This window comes from Marinomonas sp. G8-14, from assembly GCF_055808935.1.
In genome coordinates this window covers 527,554-552,477 of record NZ_CM147891.1, presented here as the reverse complement: position 1 = coordinate 552,477, position 24,924 = coordinate 527,554, and the positions used below count along the sequence as shown (strand labels likewise).

Below are 24,924 nucleotides of genomic sequence, written 5' to 3'. Positions count from 1 at the left end.
TCTAAAACACCTTGATTTAGGCCACTTGTGAACAGCAGTACGCTTCACCAAATACCAGTAAATCCAGCATGTCAGAGACATTGGTCTTATTTTGAATTAGCTGGAAATACCAGCTGCCATCGGCGACGTTGCCATAAAGAATTACACCAACCAGTAAGCCGTCGTTGACCACCAGCTTGCGATAATGATTTGCGCTAACATCTTTAAAAAAGATGCAGCTGTCTTCTTTTGAAGGCTGAATCCTGCCTACGGAAAAAAGATTCACGCCTGATACTTTCAACTTAGTCGGGGTGGGCTTCTATCGCAAACGCAGACTCCTCCCCAACTAACACCTTCATCAAAACGTTAATTTGTGTCCAGATTGGCGCAACTAAGCCAAAGGTCTGCTGGTCAAATTCGCAGCACTCCCCTAGCGCATAGACATCAGGATGAGAGGTTTGCATGTGTTGATCGACCACAATCGCTCGGTTAATGTCTAATCCCGCCTGCTTTGCCAGCGTGATTTCCGGCGTAATACCAGCCGCCATAACAACTAAACTCACCGCTAACAACTCGCCATTTTCACAGACAATATGAGAAACACGACCATCGGCTGCTTGTAGACATTCTCTGGGAGATTCCTCCAGACGAAACTCAACCCCCATTTGTTCAAGCCTATTTAGCAAAAGCCCGGCTGATTCCTCGTCCAACTGTCGATTTAACAACCAATTTGAGCGATGAAAGACCACAACCTTGTGCCCACGCTTCACCAACCCCACTGCCGCCTCTAACCCAAGTAAGCCACCGCCAATAACACAAATGGAGTGACTACCTTCTAGCTGAGTCATAACTTCCACATCATCAAGCGTACGAAACCCCATCACATTTGAGGCAGACATTCCTTTAATAGGCAATACACTGGCTCTAGACCCTGTTGCCAAAACTAATTGGTCATACGCTATTCTTTCCCCGCTGGATAAATTCAGGCTTTTCGCTTCTAAATTTAGACTTGCCACAGGATCATTTGAGATAATCTCAACACCATCTTTTTGCATTTTCTGCGTATCAACTAATGGCATATCAGCATGAGAAATATCGTTCGCCAATAACGAAGACAACATGATTCGGTTATAGCCAACGTTAGACTCTTCTCCGATCAAAATAATCTGATAAATGTTCCCATACGCATGGCATAAATCCTGCGCCAATTTACTGCCCGCCATGCCAGCACCGACGATAACGAGGCGGCACTTATCTTTCTGGCTTATAAGATTACGCATTGGCAACCTTGGCATTAGCGGTCATTTTTTTGCTCTTAGCGGCTGCTTGAATCGGCTCTACTTTGCGTTGTTTCTCATACAAAAAGGTCAACACTTGAGTTCGATAATCTACGTATCTTGGGTCATTCGCCAAGGCCAATCGATCACGGGGACGTTCAAGGTCAACATGAAGAATTTCACCTACAGTTGCCGCTGGGCCATTGGTCATCATCACAATACGATCCGATAGCAGCACAGCTTCGTCTACATCGTGAGTAATCATAATCACGGTATTATTTAAGTCTTTTTGAATCTCCATCAACGAATCTTGGAGGTGTGCCCGAGTCAAAGCATCCAATGCGCCGAAAGGTTCATCCATCAGTAAAACACTAGGCTCCATCGCCAAGGCTCGGGCAATCCCCACCCGCTGCTTCATACCACCTGAAATTTCATCTGGTCGTTTGTCCGCTGCGTGAGTCATATGCACCAATTCGAGGTTATGCATAATCCAGTCATGCATTTCTTTCTTTGATTTTGTTTTACGAAATACTTGCTTTACCGCTAATTCCACATTTTGGTAAGAGGTTAACCAGGGCAACAATGAATGATTTTGAAATACCACCGCGCGCTCAGGCCCCGGTCCTTTTACCTCTCGGCCATCCAGTAAAATTCCACCTTCCGTCACATCGTATAATCCAGCGACTATATTAAGAACCGTCGATTTACCACAACCTGAATGCCCGATCAGAGAGACAAACTCGCCTTTCTCGATTTTTAAACTGACATTATCCAGCGCTTTAAACGGCCCTTTTGGCGTAGGGAACTCAATCGAAATGTGACTAATATCTAAATGTGTTGCCATGTTTCTCTCCAATCTGTTTCTAATAAAAATCTACTTAACGCAATATCTGAGTTTTATCCCAAGAAACAAAACGCTGAATCGTCAACATGACTCTGTCTAGCAAATAGCCGATGAAGCCAATCATCAATACTGCCACCATGATTCGACCCAATGAGTTCGAACTACCGTTTTGAAATTCATCCCAGACAAACTTCCCGAGTCCTGGGTTTTGCGCCAACATTTCCGCTGCGATCAACACCATCCAAGCAATGCCAAGCGACAAGCGCAGACCGGTAAACATCAGAGGAATAGCCGACGGAATGACGATTTTCATCACATGTGTCATCCAGCCCAAACGCAATACTTTTGACACATTCAGCAGATCTTTTTCCACAGCTGCCACACCCACTGCCGTGTTAATCAAGGTCGGCCACATACAACACAAGGTGACAGTAAACATAGAAGTTAAAAACGACTTAGAAAACATGGGATCATCAGACACATAACTGGCACTCACCACCATGGTAACTAAGGGCAACCAAGCCAATGGAGAAACCGGCTTAAATACTTGAATCACTGGATTTAATGCACTATAAACGGCGCGATTAAGGCCGATTAAAATGCCTAACGGAATCGCAATCAGACTCGCTAAACCAAAACCTGCTAATACGGTATATAGACTAGTAAATATCTGATCGAAAAAAGTAGGCTTGCCGGTATAATCTCTCAAAGTACCCACGTAGCTTGGGTCTTTGGCTTGGCGCTCGGCGATACGCTCTTCTTGGCGCTCATAAAATTTTTCTTCTTTTACACGCTCTCTCTGATGCTCAGCGACGAGACTATTCCATTGTTCATATACCACGACAGGGCCAGGAAATTCCCCTAAAGAAGTATGAACACGACTCGCTCCCACCTGCCACAATAAGATGAACACTAGAATGCCAAAGACCGGCAGCAAGATTCCTTTCAAGGAAAAGGCGCTGATTTTGTCCTTTAAAGAAGCCATAGTTACGCTGGATATCATCATCTGTTTCTCACTCCATTTAACTCAAGACCCATACGAATAAAGCGACCACATCTGCGGCCGCTTTACCCTATTGGGTTTAGATTTGGTCGTCGCCTTTTAAGCCGATTTTGAAGCTTTTCAAATAATCATTAGGGTGTTTGCCGTCATACGTCACGCCATCAATAAAGTCACTTTGTGGTGGCTTGAATCCATCTTCTTTATCAAAATCAGGAAATTCAGAGGCCATCATCACTCCATCCTCAATCAAAGCTTTGGCGGCTTGTGCATAAATGTCTGGGCGATAAACCTCTTTCGCCGTTTTCATAAACCACTCATCAGATTTTGGTTCGGCAATTTGCCCCCAACGACGCATTTGCGTGAGATACCAAATCGCATCGCTGTAATAGGGGTACGTTGCGTGATGTCGGAAGAAAACGTTGAAATCAGGTATCTCGCGTTTGTCGCCTTTCTCGTACTCAAATGTTCCCGTCATACTGTTGGCAATGACATCATAATCCGCGCCAACATACTGACTGCGTGAGAGTATTTTTACCGCTTCAGGACGATTGGCGTTGTTGTTTTCATCTAACCATTTCGCGGCACGAATCATGGCTTTTACGACACGGATATGAGTATTAGGGTATTTTTCAGCCCAATCACTACTCACGCCAAATACTTTCTCAGGGTTATTTTTCCAGATTTCATAATCCGTAATGACAGGCACACCAATCCCTTTAAACACAGCTTGTTGGTTCCAAGGTTCGCCAACGCAGTACCCCGAAATGGTTCCCGCTTCCATGGTGGCAGGCATCTGTGGTGGCGGTGTCACCGACAACAAAGCATCAGCATTAATTTGACCACTGGTATCCCCTCGCGCTGGTGCGTAATAGCCAGGATGAATGCCACCAGCAGCAAGCCAATAACGCAATTCGTAATTATGAGTAGACACAGGGAATACCATGCCCATTTTGAATGGCTTGCCTTGAGCTTTATAACCATCAATCACAGGTTTCAAGGCACTCGCGCTGATTGGATGAACAGGCTTGCCATCGGGGCCGTTAGGGATGTTTTTTTTCATCTCATCCCATACCTCATTTGATACCGTAATACCGTTACCATTCAAATCCATACTGAAAGCCGTCACAATGTGAGCTTTCGTGCCGTATCCGATGGTCGCACCAAGTGGCTGACCCGCTAACATATGTGCGCCGTCTAGCTGACCGTCAATCACTCGATCCAGTAAAACTTTCCAGTTTGCTTGTGCTTCTAAGGTGACGTACAAGCCTTCGTCTTCGAAATAGCCTTTCTCATAGGCAATGGCCAATGGCGCCATGTCCGTCAATTTAATAAAACCAAATTTGAGGCTCTTCTTTTTCTGCGTAACCTAGTTCAGCATGAGCCACTCCTGACAACAGTGCAGAGCCCACCAACATAGAAAGACTGACTTTTTGAGTGACATTGACGAATGTTGGCAAAGGAATTACCGTTTTCAAAAATCTTAGGTTCATAAACGCGCTCCGCTTAAGGGATTAAAAAGTACAAAAACAAAAAAGGCGCATGCGAATCACAAAAAGTGTGTTCACAGGCGCCTTTGCCATTCAAAGAAAATCCAACATTGGATAATCAATAATGTGGGTGACAATTAACCAACGTTGCCAATTTCACCAGTTTTTTAAAAACTCTATGTTTCCATGTATTTTATACAGCACACACTGTGCCAATAAAACTAACCTTATGATTTACAAGTTTTTTAACTTAATTCCTAGCCTCTAAATGAAATAACTCTGTATATAAAACGCATCTACTCGCCCAATCATCATGCAGAGTGCACTAAAAGAAGACACGTAACACTTTACTCAAACTACTTGTCAAATCCACTTAAAATCCCATCTGGATGCAAACGAATCTTTCCCGACGCGACAGAATCCAGCCAAGTAGACTCATCTTCAATAGACAGATGCCAATCTGTATTGCCTTTTTCTTGAGGCAGCCCCAAAGCTTGGTAATAAAGGTCCTGACGATATACTTGCTCCGCCACATCATTCAGTGACTTAATATCACCTAATTGCTGCCAGCGATGCATTTGCCCCATAATCCACAGGGCGTAACTTGGTAAGGGCTTGTTAATATTAGGGCCAGAAAAACGCTGATAGGCTTTCATCGGCCAATCAAACTGGCCTTTGGGCTTAATGGCACTAAAGCCATAGACTAATTGCTCAACCGTACAATTAAGGTAATCCGGATGACTTAATATGTTTAACAGTTCAGACTGGTTGTTCGCTTCATCCACCCACAAGCAGGCTTTTTCTAATGCACGAATGATAGCAAGGTAGGTTGCTTGATTTTGCTCCGCCCAAGACGAGTTCACGCCAAATACTTTTTCAGGTGTACTACCCCATATTTCATAACCTGTCACCAGCATATGGCCTACGCCCTGTTCAACCGCCAAACTGTTCCATGGCTCTCCAACACAATACCCATCAATTCCCCCTAGTTTTAAACTGTCGAGCATTTTTACAGGAGGAACCACAATAATTTGAACGTCTTTATCAGAGTCGATGCCGGCCCGACTCAACCAATCCCGTAATTGATAATTGTGAGACGAATAAGGATACACAATAGCAAAACGCAGTGGCGCCAGTTCAGGAGAACGACTGTCGATCAACCTTTTTAAAGCCACGCCTGTACGGATGTCTATAGACGAGTTTGCAACACTCTGTAATTGTTCATATAAAGCATTGCCAATGGTGATGCCATTACCATTATGACTGACTGTAAAACTTGTCTGCATGGCTGCTTTTATACTGCCAACACCCAAACTAGCCGCAATCGGCATGGACGCCAACATATGAGTCCCCATCTAATAAATTAAAAGCGACCTTGTCACGAATACTGGCCCAAGATGCTTCTTTCGATAACTCAACGTTCACACCTTCATCCAGAAAGAAACCTTTTTCATGGGCGATAACAAAAGGCGCACAATCAATTAATGGAATAAAACCAATGCGCACAGGCGCTGCGTTTTGAATGATATTAGTCTCCACGTGACTCATTTTGAACCTCCCATCAATTCCATTACCGATATGATATTGCGTGCGACATCGGTCATTCGCTGGCTACGATCCATCGCAAGTTTTCGGAGTGCCTTATAGGCGGCAGGCTCATCACATTGCTGATGTTTCATGATTAATCCTTTTGCTTTCTCAATCAACTTACGATCTTCGAGCTGGCTTTTGACCGATTCCAATTCAGACCTTAACGCCTGAAATTCGCGGAATCGCGCAATGGCAACTTGCAATAAAGCTTTTACGCTACCACTGTTCACACCATCTACTACATAAGCACTGACTCCCGCACGAATCGCGGCTTCCACATGCCTTGAGTCGTCTTCTTCAGCAAACATCACAATGGGACGAGGGTTATCTTTGGTAAGCCGAGACATATTTTCCAACATATCGCGGTCTGGAGATTCAATATCAATAATGACCATATCAGGTTGGAATTCCGTTACGGCCTCGGTTAAATGCTTCGCATTTTCCAATCGCCTGATAACACGATAACCACTATCAATCATGGCTTGCTCTACAATAGCAGCACGCGCTGGCTCATTGTCAACCAGCATCACGGTAAGCTCTTTTTTTGGGGGTGAAGGCATGAGGCATTCTCTTCAAAGCGTAAAGAAACCTTTTCACGACATCATAGGTCTTGTCGTTACACAATGGTCTCGAAAAGTTATGCCCAAATAGGATGCAAGATATGCGCCATTTAGAAACACGCTTCACTCACCCAATAAAACAAAAAAGACCCTATATCAGGGCCTTATGCGGGGTATGCGAAGCACTCAAAGATTAACAGCGACCCAAAAATGGGCAAAAAGATTAAACCAGATCTAAATTACAGCACGGAATGACGAGCCTGTGCTAATAACGCTAATGCCAATCTATCTTTGGTGTTGGTTTTTTTGAAAATAGACGTCAAGTGCGCTTTTACCGTTCGCTCTGTTATGTTCATTTCAAGGGCAATTTGTTTATTCGATAAGCCCTTTGCAATAAACTGAGCAACATCCAATTCGCGTTCAGACAAGTCTTCTAATTCACGGTCATAAGAGGTGGCTGTTGCGGCTGATTGCATAATAAGTTGCTGAATGAACGCTTTGCCCCCCCAAATTTCACCGGAGTCCACAACTGACAACACCAAAGACAATTGTTCTTTCCCTATGTAAGGAGCGCACTGACCGCTCACACCGACTGAGAACAATCTCAAAGCCGCAGATTGACTTGCTTGATTAGGAAACACTATGACTTTTTGTTTGGGAAAAGCTGATCGTAACGCAACGACATCTTCGACCTGCTGCGAAAATGTTTGATCTTCCAAGTAAACAAAACAATAACGAAAATCCGAGGATGCTTGTGTTAGCAAATCATATACTTCAGTTCGGTTTTCAACTCGAACTAATTGTGTATCAGCAGTTACAACCTGACACCAATGTTTCCATACGGCTTCGTCTGTATTCCAACACAAAATTTTCAAAATAAGCCTCGTCCCATCAAGTGCAATTTTATTATTCTAACCAGCAAATAAGAATGGATTGTTAACATTTGTTAACCAGTTGCCTTGCCTAAAGAAATTTTTGTAATTAGCGCTCACGAAGTGCATTTTGCTTTGCTTTCAAGATAGGTTTCAGCAAATAATCCAATAAGGTTTTCTTCCCAGTGATAATGTCAACTGTTGCCTGCATACCCGGAATAATAGGTAATGGTGATACCTCTGTGCCTAAATGATTTTTATCTGTTTTTACTCGCACCAAATAAAAGCTGTTGCCTTCTTCATCCAAAATGGTATCTGCACTGATATTTTCCACTACACCTGGCAAACCACCAAAAATAGCAAAATCGTAAGCAGACAGCTTCACTATCGCATTAAAGCCTGGCTGTATAAAACCAATGTTTTCTGGACGTACTTTCGCTTCAATTAATAGAGAATCCTCTATTGGTACGATTTCCATTAAATTCATACCTGGCTTAATGACACCACCGACCGTATTAATCTGCAGCTGCTTCACGATACCTTTTACGGGCGAACGCACCTGTGTTCTTGAGACTTTATCTTCGAGTGACACACTGGCTTCTCTTAACTGATCTAACTTACTACGTACACTAGTCAGCTCTTCTTGGGCATCAGCACGAAATGTTGCCTCACTTTCTTGTAGCTTACTTTGTGCTTCTTTTAACGCTGAATTGGCCCGTGGAATAGCTAACTGGGTAGCATCTAAGTCACCTTTAAGCTGATTCACTTGTCGCTCAAGTTGCAATAGCTCTACCCGAGACACAGCGCCCTGCTCAAACGCGGGGCGCGTCAAGGTCAATTCTTCTTTTGAAAAGGCATAACTCTGCTTCAAATTCTCCAGCTTTGCCTGAAGCTCAACAATTTCTTGTTTCTTTTGCTCTATTTGTTGCTGAAAGCTCACTTGGTTAGTACGCAACGAGTCCAAGCGGTTACGATATAAATCCAATTCTCGTTGCACAACTGAAGGCGAATCTTGGCGAAAATTGGCATCAAACACAGGTTCGAGACCATAGGATTCGGCTTGCAGACGGATCGCACGAGCTTGTAAATTAACAAACTCTGCCTGTTGCTCTCGTAAAGAAGATAAGGCTTCGGTGTTTTCAATCGTCATTAAAATTTGACCACTATCGACGACTTGACCAACCTGTGCGTTTATTTCTTTTAAAATGCCCCCTTCAAGGTTTTGAATCTGCTGGACTTGGCTAGACGGAATCACCTTACCCTCTCCGACGGTTACTTCATCCAACGAAGTATAGTGAGTCCCAAATTAACGCCACTGTGACGAAAATAAAGATTACCCAAAGAATGATTCTCCCCCCTTGGGGCTTTCAACATCAGGGCGGCATTACGATCCGTCAAATACTCTAAGTCCTGTTGGGATATCGACTTTTTACTACTCATCATTAACTGACCTTCAACTTGCCTTGACGAAGCGCTTCATGCACTTGTGCTTTTGGACCATCAGCAATTAAGCGACCATTATCCATTACGATAATACGATCAACCATGTCTAGCATAGAGGCCTTGTGTGTGATTAAGATAAGTGTCTTATCTTTTACTCCCTCCATTAAACGTCGCTTCATCCTAGACTCCGTCGTATTGTCCATGGAAGCGGTTGGCTCATCTAAGATAAGGATCGGCGGATCAAATAATAAAGCTCTTGCAATCGCAATACTTTGACGTTGACCACCGGACAAGGACATGCCCCGTTCGCCAACGATACTGTCTAAGCCACTTGGTTTACGATTGGCAAACTCTGACACACCAGATAAATCTGCAGCACGGATAATGGCACTGTCATCCATATAGGGAACACCCATCACAATATTGTCTTTAATGGATCCATAGAACAAATTGACATCTTGAGAAACGGCACCAATGTTGCGACGTAAATCAGTGGGATTCACCTGTCGTAAATCCACACCATCGATTCTTATTGCACCACTATCTGGGGTGTAAAGCCCTGTCATTAACTTACCAAGCGTCGATTTACCCGAACCAATACGACCGATAATCGCGACTTTTTCACCTTGCTTAATATTAATATTAATAGCGCTTACTGCGGCTTGCTCTTGCTCTGGATACGCAAAACTCACCGCTTCAAACTGGAACTCGCCCTTAAATACTGGACGATGAACAAACTTCACATTGTCTGGTTTTTCTACCGGAGAAGACATGATTTCATTCAAAGACGTAAAAGCCGACTTGGCTTGGTTGTAACGAGTCGCTAGAGTCGCCACTTGCCCCATAGGACCAAGTGCTCGACCCGTTAGCATCACGGCGGCCACCAAAGCCCCCATACTCATTAGGCCTTCCGATATTTGGTAAACGCCGACGATAACAATAATCACCGTCGTTAATTGCTGAGCCACCATCGCAAAAGAAGAAGAGGATTGTGATAACTGTCGTGTTTTCACCCCCAATCCGCGATATTACCTACGGCATTTTCCCACTGTTTCTGCAATACGCCTTCTGCGTTATTCAGTTTCACACTTTCTGCGTTATAGAGACTTTCAATCAACACCGCGTTTTTTTGCGAGGCGGTTTTTTGACTTTCTTCAATAGAACGACGTAATGGTATCTGAATAATCACGCTATAAAGCAGTATCAAAAAAATGGTGATGATAGGAATGTAGCCTACAGGGCCACCAATCAACCAAATCACCCCGATGATCAAAAACATAAAAGGGATGTCAACGAGTGTGGTAATGGAAGCCGAAGTAATAAAATCTCGAATGCTCTCAAATTCCTGCAGATTTTTCGCGAACGCCCCGACAGACTTTGGTCTAGACGCCATGGTAATATTATTGACCTTTGAAAAAATGGCCGCAGAAATCAAGATATCGGATTTTTTTCCTGCTATATCAATAAAATAAGCTCGCAATGTACGCAATAGAAAGTCGAATAAATAGACGACAGCGGCACCGATTGCTAGGACCCAAAGTGTGTCAAACGCATTATTTGGCACCACTCGGTCATACACGTTCATAACAAACAACGGACTCGCAACCGCAAAAATATTAATCAGTAATGACGCAATGAATACATCTCGGTATATTCGCCAAGACCCTGCAATTGTACCCCAAAACCAATGCCCTTTTTTATGTTCGGCTTCATCACTTTTTTCGGAACGTTTATCAAACTGATAAAGAGGACGAACAAAAAAGCAGTACCCAGTAGACGATTCCTCAAGCGTCTGAAAAGGCAAAGTAATTTCTCCTTCACCTGATTCTGGTCGCAATACTTTCGCCATCCCTTGTGTCTTATCGACCTCAAGTAATATGCAGGCCTGCTTATCTTTCAACAAAAGCACAGCAGGTAACACCATATCCGGAATTTTCTTTAAAGGCCGTTTAACAAAGCGTGAGCTGATACCAATACGCTGAGCCGCACGCTGAAACAGTGCCGGTGTCATGTCATTGTCAGTCAGGGGTAAGCCCGCAGCAATACCATCAGCAGTGTACGGATTATGAAAGTATTTACTTAATAACACTAAGCAGTCTAAAAGCGGATTAGGGTACTCCAGAGTGGCATCGTGGGTATTCCATATACGCTCACTTGATTTGGCATCCTCGCCACTTAATGTTTCTGCTCTTCCCTCGCCGGACTCGTTTATGACGTCATTTTCTTCATAAGAATCATTTTCTAAAGGTGACGAAGAGTTCTGTTCTGAACGACCAGAGTCAGACATACTCTATATTCTCCTACGGGTATTCATGTAAAAAGTGCGAAAACCTAGTTTACAAACCGAAGCACATTTGCTCTGGCCTAGAATAGTGTTTATTCAGTAATATGGGAAGTGAACAAATCACCTAGCTACAAATTGAAACATACAAGGAAATCAATATGCTATACGCAAAAGTCAACGCTAATGGCGAAATCATCGATGTGGCTACCTCCCAATCAGAGGAGTATAAACTGTTAGTTGCACCGAATGAGCCGACCGTCGCTAGCATATTGGAAAAAAAATTCGCCACATCTGATACCAGCACTCAAGAAATATTAGCCAGTTCAGACAGCGACATGATGCGTATTTTAGAAGATTTAATCGATCTTTTGACAGAGAAACGATTAATACAATTTACCGAACTCCCTATCGCCGCTCAGAAAAAGCTATTAAGCAGAAAGTGGGTGCGTGGCGTACACAACCACCATGACGATAGCTTAATGGTAGACAACATCAACGAAGGCGGCGATGACATATTAATTTAATACACAAATAAGACAGGCCACAATGTTGAGGGATTGACGAATCATTCAACAGCTCCGCTTGTCTTACTTTCATTATTAACCTCTCAACACGTCAATCAAAGCCCAATAACTCCGCTTTACATTTCTTGGGACTTCGCCCGATTAAAAAGCCTTGTCCACCCGTGACATCAAAACGCTTCAATGCCGTCAGTTGTTTCTCGCTTTCCACACCAGTCGCAATCACTTCAATATTTAAACTGTTAAACATCTTACAAAGGGTGTGCATGAAAAAGGATTCAGACTCTTTTCCTGCCGCCATACGGGTATAGGATGAATCCACTTTGACATAATCCGGCATAAGTGTTTGTAGATATTGGAATGCAGAAAATTGCTTACCCACATTATCAATACCAAATTTCACACCTTGTTTTTTCAACATTCGAATTAAGGCGCTGGCTTGCTCTTCTTCAACCAAAACGCTTTGCTCTGAGATTTCAAACATAAGCTTTCTTTTCACATCAACAGGAAGTTGGCTTAGTGTTTTATCAAGCCACTCAATAAAGTCAGGCTTAGCGTAAGAAGACGCGGACAAATTCACGGTCAAGGGCGTAGTTACACTCCTTGTTTTAATAAACTCAATCACCCGCTCAATAATGACTTGGTCAATCTGACTGGCCAAATCAAACTGCTCAGCTAAACCAATAAAATAACCAGCATGATACTCTTTACCGCCATGCTCGAGTCCCATAAAAACTTCTTCATGAAGCGTGATTGATGATTCATCTAATGTGGTTATTTTCTGTTTTTTCAGCTTAAAAGAACGATTTTGAATAGCAATTTCCAGTATTCCTTTCCAAGAGCTTCTGTTTATCGCCATACTTTGACCCATATTAAGATCAAACACTTTACTGGTATTTATCCCTTCCCGCTTGGCTTCTCGCAATGCTGCATCCGCCTGAGACATGGCACTTGAACGTTCAACAGACCCATCAATCGTCACAGCACCAATATTTGCCACCGCAACAGAATAACTGATACTCGCGGTATTCAACTCCATCAGCTCTAGCATAATGCCATCGACCACTTGTCGTAATTGACTGTGATCTATATTCGGAATCAATATAACAAAGTCGGCACCGGACAAACGCGCTAACGTGGCAAAAGAAGAAAGCGTCGCTACCTTTTTGGACAAAATATCCGCCGCTGACTGAATAAACATATCCGCGGATTCATAACCACGCTCATTATTAAGTTTCGCCAAATCCGCCAAACTAATCAGCACTAAGCCATCAACACCACGCTCCACTTCGGTAAAATGAGATTTGATCTGACTCTCAAAAAAATGACGATTTCCTAATCCACTTACCGGATCTTTAAACGCTTTCGCCTGAAGCCACTGTGCTGTTTCAACTTCTGAGGCAAACTCTTTTTCTAGCTTCTCAGCCATGCGGTTCATCGATAAAACAACGGATCTTAATTCCCGCGTCTTAGGCACTTTAATCATTTTTATAAAGCGACGCTGCTGTATAGCTTCCGCTTGTTTTTCAAGCTCGACTAACGGCTGAAATAAATAACGCAATGCGATCCCGCCTAATATCAGCGTTATGGTGCCAATCACCAAAAAAGAAAGCAGTAAATCACGGGACGCAAGCCACAATTGATAATAACCATAACCAGCACTACCGGTAACATAGACTTGCCCTAGCTCACTCCACCCATTCGAAATAACCGCACGAGCAACTGGCACTTTAAAATCAATGAGCTGAATAAACCAAGCAGGGACACCATCAATTTTGGTTTCATTAGATCGCACTATGTTTTCATCAGTATCGTAAACATGAATTCGCACCTCCGAAAAATAGCCACTATCAAACACCGCATTCACGCTGCTTTGCACGGACGCGTAATCTTCCAGAGCCATAAAATCAGACACGGACATGCTTAAAGACGTAGCAGAATCTTGTGTTGTCGATTGCAACTGACTGATTAGATAGCCTTTAGTCGTATTAAAGTTGATGCCCATGACAACAGCCAGCATCAATGAGAATATGGCAACGATCGTCATTATTAATTGGCGGAACAGCGTCATCCACGTTCTCCTAATTTGTCATCGTATTAAAACGATTATTTAAATCTGTCCACAAGCTCAATCGTGATGAGCCTCCTACTAGCACACCACGCCCTTTCTCTTTCGACAACCATAAATTCTCAGCATTAAATGAATATATAGGAAGAAGATCATTACGTTTTGACGCAGGCTTTAATTCTTTATCAAGGTTATCCAGCAACACAGGAACAGAAGTCGGTTTATGATAATACGCCAACACCATATGGTGCTGGTTCAAAGTAAGCGCCTTGACATAAACTAAACGAAGCTTTTCGTCTGGCACCCCAAGCTCTCTGAGAGTAAAATATTTAGCAATTGTGAAGTCCTCACAATCGCCGGCACGCATCCCTAAAAATTCAATAGGAGTCGCCCAATAATCTTCTTTACCCCACAAGGTAATATCGTCCACAAAGTCCATTTGATTAAAAAAATCATTAACTTGAGCAAGCTGATCGGTGATAGATAAGGACTTAGCGTCATTAATCAGTCTTCGCCAAGCAAGAATACGCTTTTCGGCATCACTCCCGTAAACACTTCCAGCCTGTTTTGCCAATTTTTGATATTTATCTGACACCTCTGCATAAAGCCACCAATGTGGAATACACAAAACAACAAGAAACACACAAGCCATACGTTTGTGTGTTTCAAGAATAGAAAAAAACGAAGTAATCCGTTTTTTCACTATAATCCTACTGGCCAGTCTTAGACTTTGCATTAAAAGTAGCCAACTGCTCTGCCGTAGCTTCAGGCTGATACTTGGCTTTCCAAGTGTCGTAGGCTTCGCCATAAACAAATTCGCGCGCCTCATCGTAATTTACTTTAACGCCTTGCTGTTCTGCCTCAGCCATATACCATTTACTCAAACAATTACGACAGAATCCCGCTAAGTTCATCAGATCAATATTTTGCACGGACTTATTATCGTCAAGGTGTTTCAAAAGGCGACGCAATACAGCGGCTTCAATTTCAGTTTGTTTGCTCATCATAATTTCAAATTTCTCTACTGCTTTATAAGACATTCACGATTAATCAAGGTGTCGATGCGTCAACGGTTGCTGACGCCACTGCCATTCTTGCGCGGCAACCATAAACGCCCTTAGCGGCTGCATATTTTCACCTGCTATTTGCTCTATGGCATAAGCGCATGCTTCTAGGGTCGACAACGACTGAATATTAGGTGACTTGCGAATAGTGTATTGCCCTATAGGCGGTTGTAAAAAACATACGGCACCAAAGGCATGCAATAAGGACTCGGTGAAATACAACTTCTTCGCCTTTCGCCATGTTGCATCAAGCAAAATGAGTCCATCAATCTCAGCCACTGAGTCTGTTCCTAACGATTCGATAAAAACAGCGCCTTCTACCGGAAACACTAAACGCCATTTAGCTGGATCTTTGTGCGCCAAAACACTTTTTAACCTATCTTGGTTTGCTGTCGAAATACATTCCACTGACGGCAATCCCAAAGACAGTAATGACACGGTGTTTTTAGCGTGTTGTGCTTCTTTAGGGTCTTGCAAAATCAATATTTGTAGTCGTGTAGTAAGCTCTGGGATCCACTGGCAAATACACTGACTCACTAAAAATCACACCGCTTACAATGTACTCTTTTTGCATTTTGCATACTCAAGTTTCAGGTCCCGCCATTGCTTTCTCAAGCCAGTTTTTCTAAATACGCTTTTACCACATTATTCCACCCCAGATCCAACGCCTCAACGGTCAATGCATGGCCAATGGAGACTTCCATGATTCTCCCAAGCTCACACAAAGCCTGAACGTTTTGCAAATCTAAGTCATGTCCCGCATTCACTTCTAAACCGGCATCTAAAGCGGCTTGAGCAGCTTGCTGATACGTTTCAAGTACTTCATCAAAACCGTCTTTGCCAAACGCATTGGCGTACGCTTCTGTATAAAGCTCTACTCGATCAGCACCAACCTCTTTCGCTAACACCATGTTTTCTGGTACTGGATCCATGAATAAAACCACACGGATACCCTTTGCTTTCAGTTTAGCAATAACGGGACGTAGTGCATCTTGATCACGAGCAATATTCCAACCATGATCCGATGTTAGCTGATTTGGATCATCAGGCACTAAAGTACATTGATCTGGTTCCACTTCTAATACAACATCTAAAAATTGCGCATCAGGAAAACCTTCAATATTCAATTCAGCCTTAGGAAAACGCTTCAATAATTCTTTCAAATCATAAGCATCTTGATAAGTCGCATGACGCTGATCAGGTCTAGGGTGGATGGTAATACCAAACACACCAAGCTGTAACGTACGCTCCGCCATAGCAATTAAATTTGGATAATCTCTTCCACGAGAATTTCGAAGTAAGCCAATTTTATTCAGGTTAACGCTTAAGTGTGTCATTCAACTTCTCTCGACAGGGGCATTTATTGGCATTATAGGACAAACACATAGCGTCCATCACTAAAATACCAAACAAGTTATTCGCTCAGTCATTATCTAGGGAAGGTGCGAACAAGTCCTCTTGTCTCAGCATGTGGATAAAAGCCTGTTATTCGAGGCGAGTAGCGAATGTGAATAGTGGTTCTATTTTCGAGGTGCTCAACAAAGAATACAGGCTTTTAGGTCATGCCCTGCGGGTCTTTCAGAGCTTACTATTAAAAATAACAGGCCACATGTCGTTGCGACTCTTTGAAAGGTAACTACATTCCTTCAGAGTCGCGCCTTATTTGACGATTTCTCTGAAAGACTGAGGCTTAGTAGACTTATTCGCACCTTCCCTAGAGCAAAGCTTATGGTAAACTGGCCGCCACAAAATAGGAGTCCAAGATGAAATACGAACTCTTTCAATCTATTTATGACAGAGCCGCCCTTCGACATGGTGGAACAAAACACCTAGAAACCATGCTTTCGACTCCGCTAAGCGCAGCACAGCTTAATCAACACACGGATGATAGATGGCTGGCGGCTTTTTCTCAAAAAGTCTTTCAATCTGGCATTAATTGGCAAGTAGTGCGCAACAAATGGCCTGGTTTTGAAACGGTATTTTTCGGTTTTGACATTGAAAAAATGTTACTCATTCACGATGAAATGTGGGAAGAAAAAGCCAAAGACATACGCATCATTCGTAATTTTGGCAAGGTGATGACGATTAGAGAAAACGCCTTGATGATTAGTGAATGCCAAGCCAGCCATGGAACATTCTCTAACTTTGTTGCTAACTGGCCGAATGACGACATTATTGGTCTCTGGGCCTACTTAAAGAAGCATGGTGCTCGTCTTGGTGGCAACACTGGCCCCTACACATTAAGAACCATGGGCAAAGACACCTTCATGCTCACCAGAGACGTAGAAGGCTATTTGCGTCAGCATGAGATCATTAGCACGGGAAGGGACACTCAGTCCGCGTGGAAAGCAGCACAGGCTGCGTTTAATCATTGGCATCAAGAAAGCGGGCGCTCTTATACCGAAATCAGCCAGTGCATTGCATTAAGCGTCAATTAAATACTTTATAAACTCAGTACTTTATTCTTTAGGAGAACACATGGCCGATCTGCGTATCGACATTATTTCAGATGTTGTTTGCCCTTGGTGCTATTTAGGCTACTCTCGCCTTAAACAAGCCATTGAACAGTTGGGGGATGATTATCGCATCGACATTCGTTGGCAACCTTTTGAACTGCATCCAGATATGCCACTAAAAGGCGCTGACCGAGAAAGCTATTTAAGCAAGCGGTTTGGCAGCCCAGAAAAGCTCAATGAAGCCACGCATGCCATTCAACAGGTAGGTATTGAAGCAGGTATACAGTTCAATTTTTCAGAAAAAGACCGCATCCCAAACACCAAGCTTGCTCATCAATTTGTACTAGCAGCGACAAAATCAAACCTAGCCACGCCCTTTGTATTAGCCTTGTTTCACGCCTATTTTACCGATGGAAAAGACATAGGGAATCAAAGTATTCTTGAGGACGTTGCCTTAAGCATCGGCATGAAAACCTCTGACTTCGAATACGCCCTTAGTGACGAAGCCAAGGCACTCACACAGAAAAAACTACAGCATTTACGTAGCCTAGAGATTAACTCGGTGCCTACTTATGTCATTAATGATAAATACATGGTTCAAGGCGCGCATGATCCAGAGTCCTTCCTGAAGGTGCTGACTGATATCGCCGAAAAGCAACACTGATCCATCCAACTCTTCACTTATAACCAATCAGATCCAACCTATTATCTGATCTGATTGGTTATCCCCTACAGAAAGCAACAAAAAAACTATCAAACCAAGCAAACAGATAAATTATTACCTATTGATAATCATTAGCATTAAAAATAGAATCGCATGACTAGAATATTGGTGAGAGTGATTTTCATTTATGTACGTTTGTATTTGCAATCAGGTATCAGACAAAGCTATCAAAGCGTCCATCCAAGAGGGGGCGACCACCATGCGTGAACTTTATCAAGAACATAGCATTGGTAGCCAATGTGGAAAATGCTGTCAGTGTGCTAAAAAGCTACTGAACAATGAGCTTCTTAAAATAGCAGAAACTCAAGTTCAGGTTGCTTAAAATCCGTCATTGCACGCTAGCAATAACGGAGTGATTACATTTGTGATTGAAGGTAATTTTCAATTCCAGAACTAGCAATTAAATGTTGCTGAGTTTCAAGCCAATCAATCTGTTCCTCTTGCTCTTCTAGGATTTTCTCCAGAGCGTCACGACTAATAAAATCTTTCTTTTGCTCGCACAAATCAATGGCTGATTTTAGAGTTGGCAAGGTATCCAGTTCAAACTCTAGGTTTGCAGAGATCATCTCTTCACTGTTTTCACCAATACGCAAACGACCAAGATCTTGCAGGTTCGGCAAGCCTTCCAAAAAAAGCACGCGCTCGATCAAACGGTCCGCGTTTTTCATTTTCTGAATAGACGTTTTATAGTCAGCTTTGTCCAGTGCGCTAAAACCAAAGTCCTTAAACATTCGAGCATGAAGAAAATATTGGTTAATACCCACCAATTCATTGGCCAATACTTTATTTAAACTCAAAATGACTTCACGATCTCCTTTCATAACGCCCCCTTAATTTGCCATTTGAGATTGATAATAATTTTGCATGCCAATTTTTTCCATCAGGCCAAGCTGTTTTTCTAACCAATAAACATGGTCTTCTTCCGTATCAAATAACAAACGCTCAAGCGTCTCACGCGTTTGGTAATCCCCTTCTGACTCACACACCGCAATGGCGTCTCTCACGCTGCTAACCACTTCTAGCTCAAGAGTTAAATCGTTACTCATCATGGAGCGAACATCTGATCCTATTAGCAAGTCACGGCGTTTCGTCATACAAGGCACACCTTCCAAAAACAAGATACGCTTGATAAGCCAGTCCGAATGCTGAGTTTCTTCTTCCATTTCATGATTGAGGCGCTCATAAAGCTTATTAAGCCCCCAATCTTCATACATACGAGAATGAATAAAATACTGATCAATTGCCGCTAACTCATTCGCCAACAACGAGTTTAAGCTGTCTATTACTTTTTTGCTGCCTTTCATATTCATTTCCTCTTATTGAGAGTCAATTCATCTTTGCATCACAAGGTTATAATTTTATGACCTCGACGCCCATTTATCCATCACTCAAGCAAACTCGGAGTCGTCGGCTCTTCTGCCTTCACCAACTTGCCTTCGCCAATCTTAACTTCAAGGCTGTCAATTCGCTGCAACCCTCGTGGCAGCTTTAATCCCCTACGTCCACGTTCACCCACATATTCTTCAAGCTCTTTGGCTGCAAAAGAAATAAAGCGCTTACCAGCATGAGCCAGTAACAAATCATCAGGCTGTACACAAGCCAACGCAACGACCAATTCCTCTCTGTCCGCAGCGCGCGCACTTGGAATACTGATCATCTTATTCCCTTTGCCTTTTGCCATTTGGGGTAAAGAAGCCACATCAAAGGCCAGCATGCGCCCCTCATTGGAAATCGCTACCACACGACCTTGCTCCGGATTTTGGACAAACACAGGCGCCATCACTTGGGCACCTCTTGGTAACGATAAGGTGGCTTTCCCCGCTTTATTTTTCGCATATAGCTCTTTAAGCTGAGCAACAAAACCATAACCTGCGTCACTGGCCACTAAGTAATAAGCCTCTTCATTATCCAATACAGCAGAGACAATTGTGGCGTCTTTTTCTAGTGTGATACGCCCTGTAATAGGCTCACCCTGACCACGAGCCGATGGCAATGTATGTGCTTTAATCGAGTACGTTCGACCATTAGAGGCCAGTAAAACCAAGGTTTGGTTCGAGCGCCCCTTTGTACTAACAAGAAATTCATCACCCGATTTATAACTCAAACCATGGACATCAATATCATGACCTTTCGCGGCACGAATCCAGCCCTGCTTGGATAAGACGACAGTGATCGGATCATTAGACAATAAATCCTCCTCACTGAACGCCTGAGCTTCTTTACGAGCAACAATGGGGGTACGACGATCATCGCCGAAATCATCAATGGCTTCTTGGATCTCATCAGTAATCAATTTTTTTAATTTACGATCAGAAGACAACAACCCTTCTAGCTGCTTACGCTCTTTTTCCAACTCGTCCTGTTCACCTTTGATGCGCATCTCTTCAAGCTTCGCAAGATGACGCAACTTCAGCTCTAAAATCGATTCCGCTTGCATATCACTCAAACCAAAACGCGCCATCAACTCCACTTTAGGCTTTTCTTCAGTACGAATGATGTCAATGACTTCATCAATGTTTAAATAAGCAATCAGCAAACCTTCTAGAATGTGTAGACGGTTCATGACTTTATCAAGGCGGAATTGCAAACGACGGCGTACAACATCTATACGGAAACGCAACCACTCCGATAAAAAGTTTTTCAATGGCTTCACTTGCGGTAAGCCATCCAAGCCAATCACGTTCATATTGACGCGATAGGACTTCTCCAAATCCGTTGTGGCAAAAAGATGCGTCATCAACGCATCAATATCAACGCGATTTGATTTAGGCACAATCACTAAGCGAGTCGAATTTTCATGATCAGACTCATCACGTAAATCAACAACCATAGGCAGCTTCTTGGCCTGCATCTGCGCGGCAATTTGCTCTAATATTTTACTACCTGACACTTGATGAGGCAGCTCATTGACAACAACTTCGCCTTCTTCAAGAGTAAAGCGGGCTCTTGCTTTAATCTGCCCTTTACCCGTTTCGTATAACTTAACAATATCGCTTCTTGGCGTGATGATTTCGCCGCCTGTCGGAAAGTCAGGACCTTGTACAAAGTTAAGCAAATCCTCTAATTCTGCGTTGGGATTATTCAGCAGATGAATACAGGCACCGCCGATTTCGCGTAAGTTATGCGGCGGAATATCCGTCGCCATCCCTACTGCAATGCCTGTTGTACCATTAAGTAATAAGTTAGGCAGGCGTGACGGCAAAACAGAAGGCTCTTGCAACGTTCCGTCGAAGTTGAGTGTCCAATCAACCGTACCTTGACTAACTTCCCTCAATAATAAGTCTGCGTACTTTGATAACCGAGATTCTGTGTAACGCATAGCGGCGAATGATTTTGGATCATCTGGTGCACCCCAGTTACCCTGACCATCAACCAAAGGATAACGGTATGAAAAAGGCTGAGCCATTAACACCATAGCTTCGTAACAAGCACTATCACCATGAGGGTGAAATTTACCGAGTACGTCACCCACGGTACGAGCGGATTTTTTGTATTTCGCGCTGGATTTCAGCCCCAATTCACTCATCGCATAGATAATACGTCGCTGAACTGGCTTTAACCCATCACCAATATGCGGCAAAGCTCGATCTAAAATAACGTACATGGAATAATTCAAGTACGCTTTTTCTGTGTAGTCTTTTAATGAAAGGGTTTCATTCGACTCGAAATTTGACAACTCACTCAAGGAAACTTTCCTTCTACTATCGTTTGCATGGACATATTATCAGCCATGCGGTTTTCATAAATAAATATGGGACTCAACTATAAAGAAACACCCTAACTCACTGCAACATTACCGTTAAGATTATCATGGAAAGCTCACTATTCTCGTGTTTCAATACACGTGACAATTAATAAGGCATCTGTTGATGAATGTATCAGATCAAAATACCCTCGGCTTAATTTCCTACAGTCTCGGAGAGACGAGTAAGCGCGTCATCATTTGCCAACAGAATGATCTGTTTATTGCCCAAGAATCCCTTTTTCAAAATACCACTCCCACACGCTTCTATCACCACCAAGCCGACACATTTGTTTTTATTATTAAAGGTGACATCTACCTGCAACAATCAACACAACAGAACGCTCATCTTACAGAAAAAGAAACCGTACTAAAAACACACCAAGGAATTTGGCTAGCCGCACACACGATCAATAACATTACCTTACTAACTCCAGCCGTTGAACTTTGTTTGATACGCCTGAGTTCAACCAGACATGTCGAGGAAAATGACGTATTTCAAAAAATATCTTCTGGCACAGTTGAGCCTCATCCCTGGCAGGAATCACATAAAAACTTGGCCGCTATGGCAAGGTGCTTCAGGAAGCATTACTCTTGAGCTGTACCCTGCGCACTTTAAAGAAACACTCTACTACCAAAAAAATGCCACTCAATACCTTCTTCCGTTAAACGGTGTAGCCTTTATATCGAACGGTAAAAAAGCACCGGAAAGCTGCCCTACTCTTGGAAAAGTCATTACCAAACAAGAGCGTCGGGCCGTTTTGAACCCAAGTAAAGACAGCATCACTCTATTGTCCGTCATGACAGCGCAACAAAGCAAAGGACGAATATTGGTGCTAACAAAGCCGAATTGAATACTAAATTTCGTTAGCGCAACACCAAAGCGGTTAAAATATGATCCTCCCAACGACCGTTGATCTTAAGATAATCTCTCGCAACCCCTTCTTTATCAAAACCGAGTTTTTTGAGCACCGCCGCGCTCTTAGCATTTCTTGGCATATAGCTAGCCTGAATTCGATCAATGTGTAATTCTTTATGGATATACTCCAAACCCGCACTAAGAACCTCATGCATAATCCCCTTCCCTTGTTCGCTTTCCCGAAGGCTGTAACCGAGATTACAAGCCTGAAAAACGCCACGGATTATGTTCGAGTAATTGCTATAAGCTAGCATTCTGTCTTCATTGGGCGACAAAAAACAAAACACGACCCCTTTATCCTCCAAGAAGTCTCGACGCATTTCTCGAATTCGTAACTGACACGTCTCAAGAGAATAATAAGCGTCACTACGTTGCGGCTCCCATGGGGAAAGAAAGGCCTTTTCTTGATTAACATAATCGTGCAAAAGCGACGCTTGAGATTCGTCTAATATCGTCAACACCCCCTTTTGGTGATAATTTTAGGGAAACGAGACGCACGCAAAGAGGAATTAGAGTACTTAAATGACATATCGCTCATCACTTCAGACAATTTCAACGAATATTCTTCATACCAAATATTTTCACCTATAGATAGAATTCTGCGCTGCATATCATGATTCAACCAAGCCTCTGCTGCCTCTTTAGTTTGCCAGTAGGTGACCAGCAAATCCATTTCTCCTGCACCGTATTCAGTGCCAAGAAAACCTGGCTGAGCTTGCGCTAGCTCAAGCACTTTTTCAACCATAATGCGATAAGACACATCGTTCGATAACAGTTTGCTGGATAAAAAAACAGCAAAATAAGGCAGCGCACTGGAGGAACTAAATACCTTCATCGACTCTCTAAGACACATACTAAATTGTTTGATAATTATACAATTTTTAAGATTATATCCGCATTTTTAGAAATATCGGACTATAGTTAGGACAGATCTACACTGGCAGGCAAGTGCTCGAGTCTCATTGTAATGCTGTATCAGTACAAGAAGACGTATAACTTGTCATCAGTGACATTTAGGATTGCACTATATTACCTATTATTTTTTTGGCTTGTTAAAAGCCAAGTGCAAATAGATCTCCCTTATTGATGTTCCCCTTCAGTCAATAAGGATAAGGATAGCTTGTGCCCGCATTATGCGGGCACTTTTTTATGCTATCACCGCTATTTCTCCCAAGAACTCCCTGCACCTGCGGTAATCGCTTGGTACTGATCTGGGCGACGATCACGGAACAAACCAAAGGAACGGCGAGCTTTACGAATCGCATCTAAATCGTATTCTGAGTACAGGATTGTACTCTCATCACGACCTGCAACACATTTCATTGCTCCCATTTCATCGGTCATAAAAGAAGAACCATAGAACTGAATAAAGCTATTCTCGCCTTCTTCTCTACCTACGCGATTTGCCGCAATAACAGGCACCATGTTAGCAGCAGAGTGACCTTGCATGGTTCTTTGCCAATGATCCTTAGAATCCCACTCTGGATAAGGTGGCTCAGAACCAATTGCGGTAGGATAAAAAATCAGCTCTGCGCCTTTTAACGCTAACTCTCGAGCCAGCTCAGGGAACCACTGATCCCAACAAATACCACAGCCGATACGACCAAACTGAGTGTCCCACACTTTCACCCCGGTATTACCCGGTGTGAAATAATATTTTTCCTGATAACCTGGGCCATCAGGAATGTGTGTCTTACGATACAAATCCATGACATCACCATTGGCATCAATCATCACTAAAGAATTATAAAAAACATTACCATCGCGCTCGAAAAAGCTGATTGGCAACACAACACCCAATTCTTCGGCAAGCTTGCTCATAGTTTGAATTGCCAAGCAATCATTAACCGGCTGAAGTCCCAATCAAAATATGCAGGCTTTTGATCAATACAAAAATACGGCCCCATAAACAATTCTTGTAACAAAATAATATTGGCATTATTAGCGGCCGCTTCTCTTACTTGTGCCACCGCATTGTCTAAATTTGCTTGAAAATCGGTACCAACCGCCATTTGAACGCAGGCCACTTTTACATTACTCATACTTTACTACCTCCAAAAAAATCTCGCCAAACAAAGCAAAATACTAACT

At 42.9% G+C, this 24,924-nt stretch carries 26 protein-coding genes and 2 pseudogenes; 5 read left to right on the top strand and 23 right to left on the bottom strand.

The window, feature by feature from the left end; genetic code table 11:
- Positions 1-16: 16 nt before the first annotated feature.
- From AC0L6V_RS02730 to AC0L6V_RS02680, 11 genes and pseudogenes are all read right to left on the bottom strand, one after another.
- Positions 17-265 (bottom strand): hypothetical protein, encoded by a 249-nt coding sequence (locus tag AC0L6V_RS02730; RefSeq protein ID WP_265217267.1) that lies wholly within the window; start codon positions 263-265, stop codon positions 17-19.
- 16 nt (positions 266-281) lie between these two features.
- Positions 282-1,259: an NAD(P)/FAD-dependent oxidoreductase gene (locus AC0L6V_RS02725; protein WP_265217266.1), complete on the bottom strand. Its 978-nt coding sequence runs from the start codon at positions 1,257-1,259 to the stop codon at positions 282-284.
- The gene (locus tag AC0L6V_RS02720) at positions 1,252-2,100 is read right to left on the bottom strand and encodes an ABC transporter ATP-binding protein (protein WP_409419335.1); all 849 of its coding nucleotides are present in this window, start codon (positions 2,098-2,100) and stop codon (positions 1,252-1,254) included. The genes AC0L6V_RS02725 and AC0L6V_RS02720 overlap by 8 nt, the downstream gene beginning before the upstream one ends.
- 34 nt (positions 2,101-2,134) lie before the next feature.
- Entirely contained in the window at positions 2,135-3,106 is a 972-nt protein-coding gene (locus AC0L6V_RS02715; RefSeq protein ID WP_409419334.1) for an ABC transporter permease, read from the bottom strand.
- 76 nt (positions 3,107-3,182) lie between these two features.
- Positions 3,183-4,518: pseudogene (locus AC0L6V_RS02710) on the bottom strand (CmpA/NrtA family ABC transporter substrate-binding protein).
- A gap of 428 nt (positions 4,519-4,946) precedes the next feature.
- Positions 4,947-5,933, bottom strand: a complete 987-nt coding sequence (locus tag AC0L6V_RS02705; RefSeq protein WP_265217264.1) for a CmpA/NrtA family ABC transporter substrate-binding protein — start codon at positions 5,931-5,933, stop codon at positions 4,947-4,949.
- On the bottom strand, positions 5,905-6,138 hold the full coding sequence (locus AC0L6V_RS02700; RefSeq protein ID WP_265217263.1) for an ABC transporter substrate-binding protein: 234 nt from the start codon (positions 6,136-6,138) through the stop codon (positions 5,905-5,907). The genes AC0L6V_RS02705 and AC0L6V_RS02700 overlap by 29 nt, the downstream gene beginning before the upstream one ends.
- Positions 6,135-6,740, bottom strand: coding sequence for an ANTAR domain-containing response regulator (locus AC0L6V_RS02695; protein ID WP_265217262.1), 606 nt, complete (start codon positions 6,738-6,740; stop codon positions 6,135-6,137). The genes AC0L6V_RS02700 and AC0L6V_RS02695 overlap by 4 nt, the downstream gene beginning before the upstream one ends.
- A 239-nt stretch (positions 6,741-6,979) precedes the next feature.
- On the bottom strand, positions 6,980-7,615 hold the full coding sequence (locus AC0L6V_RS02690; RefSeq protein ID WP_418138756.1) for a response regulator transcription factor: 636 nt from the start codon (positions 7,613-7,615) through the stop codon (positions 6,980-6,982).
- Between the two features lie 106 nt (positions 7,616-7,721).
- A complete protein-coding gene (locus AC0L6V_RS02685; protein WP_265217259.1) occupies positions 7,722-8,897 on the bottom strand; it encodes an HlyD family type I secretion periplasmic adaptor subunit in 1,176 nt (391 codons plus the stop codon).
- A 157-nt stretch (positions 8,898-9,054) separates the two neighbouring features.
- Positions 9,055-11,342: pseudogene (locus tag AC0L6V_RS02680) on the bottom strand (type I secretion system permease/ATPase).
- Positions 11,343-11,497: 155 nt separating this feature from the next.
- Between AC0L6V_RS02680 and AC0L6V_RS02675 the strand changes: the two are divergent.
- Complete coding sequence (locus AC0L6V_RS02675; RefSeq protein ID WP_265217257.1) at positions 11,498-11,863, top strand: hypothetical protein; 366 nt, start codon at positions 11,498-11,500, stop codon at positions 11,861-11,863.
- A gap of 91 nt (positions 11,864-11,954) precedes the next feature.
- Here the strand turns inward: AC0L6V_RS02675 and AC0L6V_RS02670 are convergent, their stop codons facing one another.
- The 5 genes from AC0L6V_RS02670 to AC0L6V_RS02650 form a co-directional block, all read right to left on the bottom strand.
- Positions 11,955-13,931 carry an EAL domain-containing protein gene (locus AC0L6V_RS02670; RefSeq protein WP_418138755.1) on the bottom strand — a complete coding sequence of 659 codons (1,977 nt, stop codon included), beginning with the start codon at positions 13,929-13,931 and terminating at the stop codon, positions 11,955-11,957.
- 10 nt (positions 13,932-13,941) lie between these two features.
- On the bottom strand, positions 13,942-14,631 hold the full coding sequence (locus tag AC0L6V_RS02665) for a transglutaminase-like cysteine peptidase (RefSeq protein WP_265217254.1): 690 nt from the start codon (positions 14,629-14,631) through the stop codon (positions 13,942-13,944).
- 7 nt (positions 14,632-14,638) lie between these two features.
- Positions 14,639-14,932: a DUF1244 domain-containing protein gene (locus AC0L6V_RS02660; RefSeq protein ID WP_418139064.1), complete on the bottom strand. Its 294-nt coding sequence runs from the start codon at positions 14,930-14,932 to the stop codon at positions 14,639-14,641.
- A 42-nt stretch (positions 14,933-14,974) separates the two neighbouring features.
- Positions 14,975-15,529: a tRNA-uridine aminocarboxypropyltransferase gene (locus tag AC0L6V_RS02655; RefSeq protein WP_418138754.1), complete on the bottom strand. Its 555-nt coding sequence runs from the start codon at positions 15,527-15,529 to the stop codon at positions 14,975-14,977.
- A 74-nt stretch (positions 15,530-15,603) separates the two neighbouring features.
- The gene (locus AC0L6V_RS02650; RefSeq protein WP_418138753.1) at positions 15,604-16,329 is read right to left on the bottom strand and encodes a pyridoxine 5'-phosphate synthase; all 726 of its coding nucleotides are present in this window, start codon (positions 16,327-16,329) and stop codon (positions 15,604-15,606) included.
- Between the two features lie 426 nt (positions 16,330-16,755).
- On the opposite strand from AC0L6V_RS02650, the gene AC0L6V_RS02645 reads away from it, so the two are divergent.
- The 3 genes from AC0L6V_RS02645 (at position 16,756) to AC0L6V_RS02635 (ending at position 18,494) form a co-directional block, all read left to right on the top strand.
- On the top strand, positions 16,756-17,430 hold the full coding sequence (locus AC0L6V_RS02645; RefSeq protein WP_265217251.1) for a DNA-3-methyladenine glycosylase I: 675 nt from the start codon (positions 16,756-16,758) through the stop codon (positions 17,428-17,430).
- Positions 17,431-17,470: 40 nt separating this feature from the next.
- Positions 17,471-18,112 (top strand): DsbA family oxidoreductase, encoded by a 642-nt coding sequence (locus tag AC0L6V_RS02640; protein WP_265217250.1) that lies wholly within the window; start codon positions 17,471-17,473, stop codon positions 18,110-18,112.
- A 187-nt stretch (positions 18,113-18,299) separates the two neighbouring features.
- Positions 18,300-18,494, top strand: coding sequence for a (2Fe-2S)-binding protein (locus tag AC0L6V_RS02635; RefSeq protein WP_111606635.1), 195 nt, complete (start codon positions 18,300-18,302; stop codon positions 18,492-18,494).
- Positions 18,495-18,528: 34 nt separating this feature from the next.
- On the opposite strand, the gene bfr (AC0L6V_RS02630) is transcribed toward AC0L6V_RS02635, so the two are convergent.
- The 3 genes from bfr (AC0L6V_RS02630) to parC all read right to left on the bottom strand — a co-directional run bounded on the left by bfr (AC0L6V_RS02630) (position 18,529) and on the right by parC (position 21,857).
- Complete coding sequence (gene bfr, locus AC0L6V_RS02630) at positions 18,529-18,993, bottom strand: bacterioferritin (RefSeq protein ID WP_265217248.1); 465 nt, start codon at positions 18,991-18,993, stop codon at positions 18,529-18,531.
- A gap of 9 nt (positions 18,994-19,002) precedes the next feature.
- Positions 19,003-19,476, bottom strand: coding sequence for a bacterioferritin (gene bfr, locus AC0L6V_RS02625; protein WP_111606633.1), 474 nt, complete (start codon positions 19,474-19,476; stop codon positions 19,003-19,005).
- Positions 19,477-19,556: 80 nt separating this feature from the next.
- The gene (gene parC / locus AC0L6V_RS02620; protein ID WP_409419325.1) at positions 19,557-21,857 is read right to left on the bottom strand and encodes a DNA topoisomerase IV subunit A; all 2,301 of its coding nucleotides are present in this window, start codon (positions 21,855-21,857) and stop codon (positions 19,557-19,559) included.
- A 545-nt stretch (positions 21,858-22,402) separates the two neighbouring features.
- Here parC and AC0L6V_RS02615 point away from each other — a divergent pair.
- The gene (locus AC0L6V_RS02615) at positions 22,403-22,768 is read left to right on the top strand and encodes a hypothetical protein (RefSeq protein ID WP_418138752.1); all 366 of its coding nucleotides are present in this window, start codon (positions 22,403-22,405) and stop codon (positions 22,766-22,768) included.
- A gap of 13 nt (positions 22,769-22,781) precedes the next feature.
- On the opposite strand, the gene AC0L6V_RS02610 is transcribed toward AC0L6V_RS02615, so the two are convergent.
- The 4 genes from AC0L6V_RS02610 to AC0L6V_RS02595 form a co-directional block, all read right to left on the bottom strand.
- Complete coding sequence (locus AC0L6V_RS02610) at positions 22,782-23,291, bottom strand: GNAT family N-acetyltransferase (protein WP_418138751.1); 510 nt, start codon at positions 23,289-23,291, stop codon at positions 22,782-22,784.
- A complete protein-coding gene (locus AC0L6V_RS02605) occupies positions 23,288-23,668 on the bottom strand; it encodes an antibiotic biosynthesis monooxygenase family protein (RefSeq protein ID WP_418138750.1) in 381 nt (126 codons plus the stop codon). The genes AC0L6V_RS02610 and AC0L6V_RS02605 overlap by 4 nt, the downstream gene beginning before the upstream one ends.
- 326 nt (positions 23,669-23,994) lie before the next feature.
- Positions 23,995-24,654, bottom strand: coding sequence for a nitrilase-related carbon-nitrogen hydrolase (locus AC0L6V_RS02600; RefSeq protein WP_473482604.1), 660 nt, complete (start codon positions 24,652-24,654; stop codon positions 23,995-23,997).
- On the bottom strand, positions 24,651-24,875 hold the full coding sequence (locus AC0L6V_RS02595) for a nitrilase-related carbon-nitrogen hydrolase (protein ID WP_265217242.1): 225 nt from the start codon (positions 24,873-24,875) through the stop codon (positions 24,651-24,653). The genes AC0L6V_RS02600 and AC0L6V_RS02595 overlap by 4 nt, the downstream gene beginning before the upstream one ends.
- Positions 24,876-24,924 lie beyond the last annotated feature (49 nt).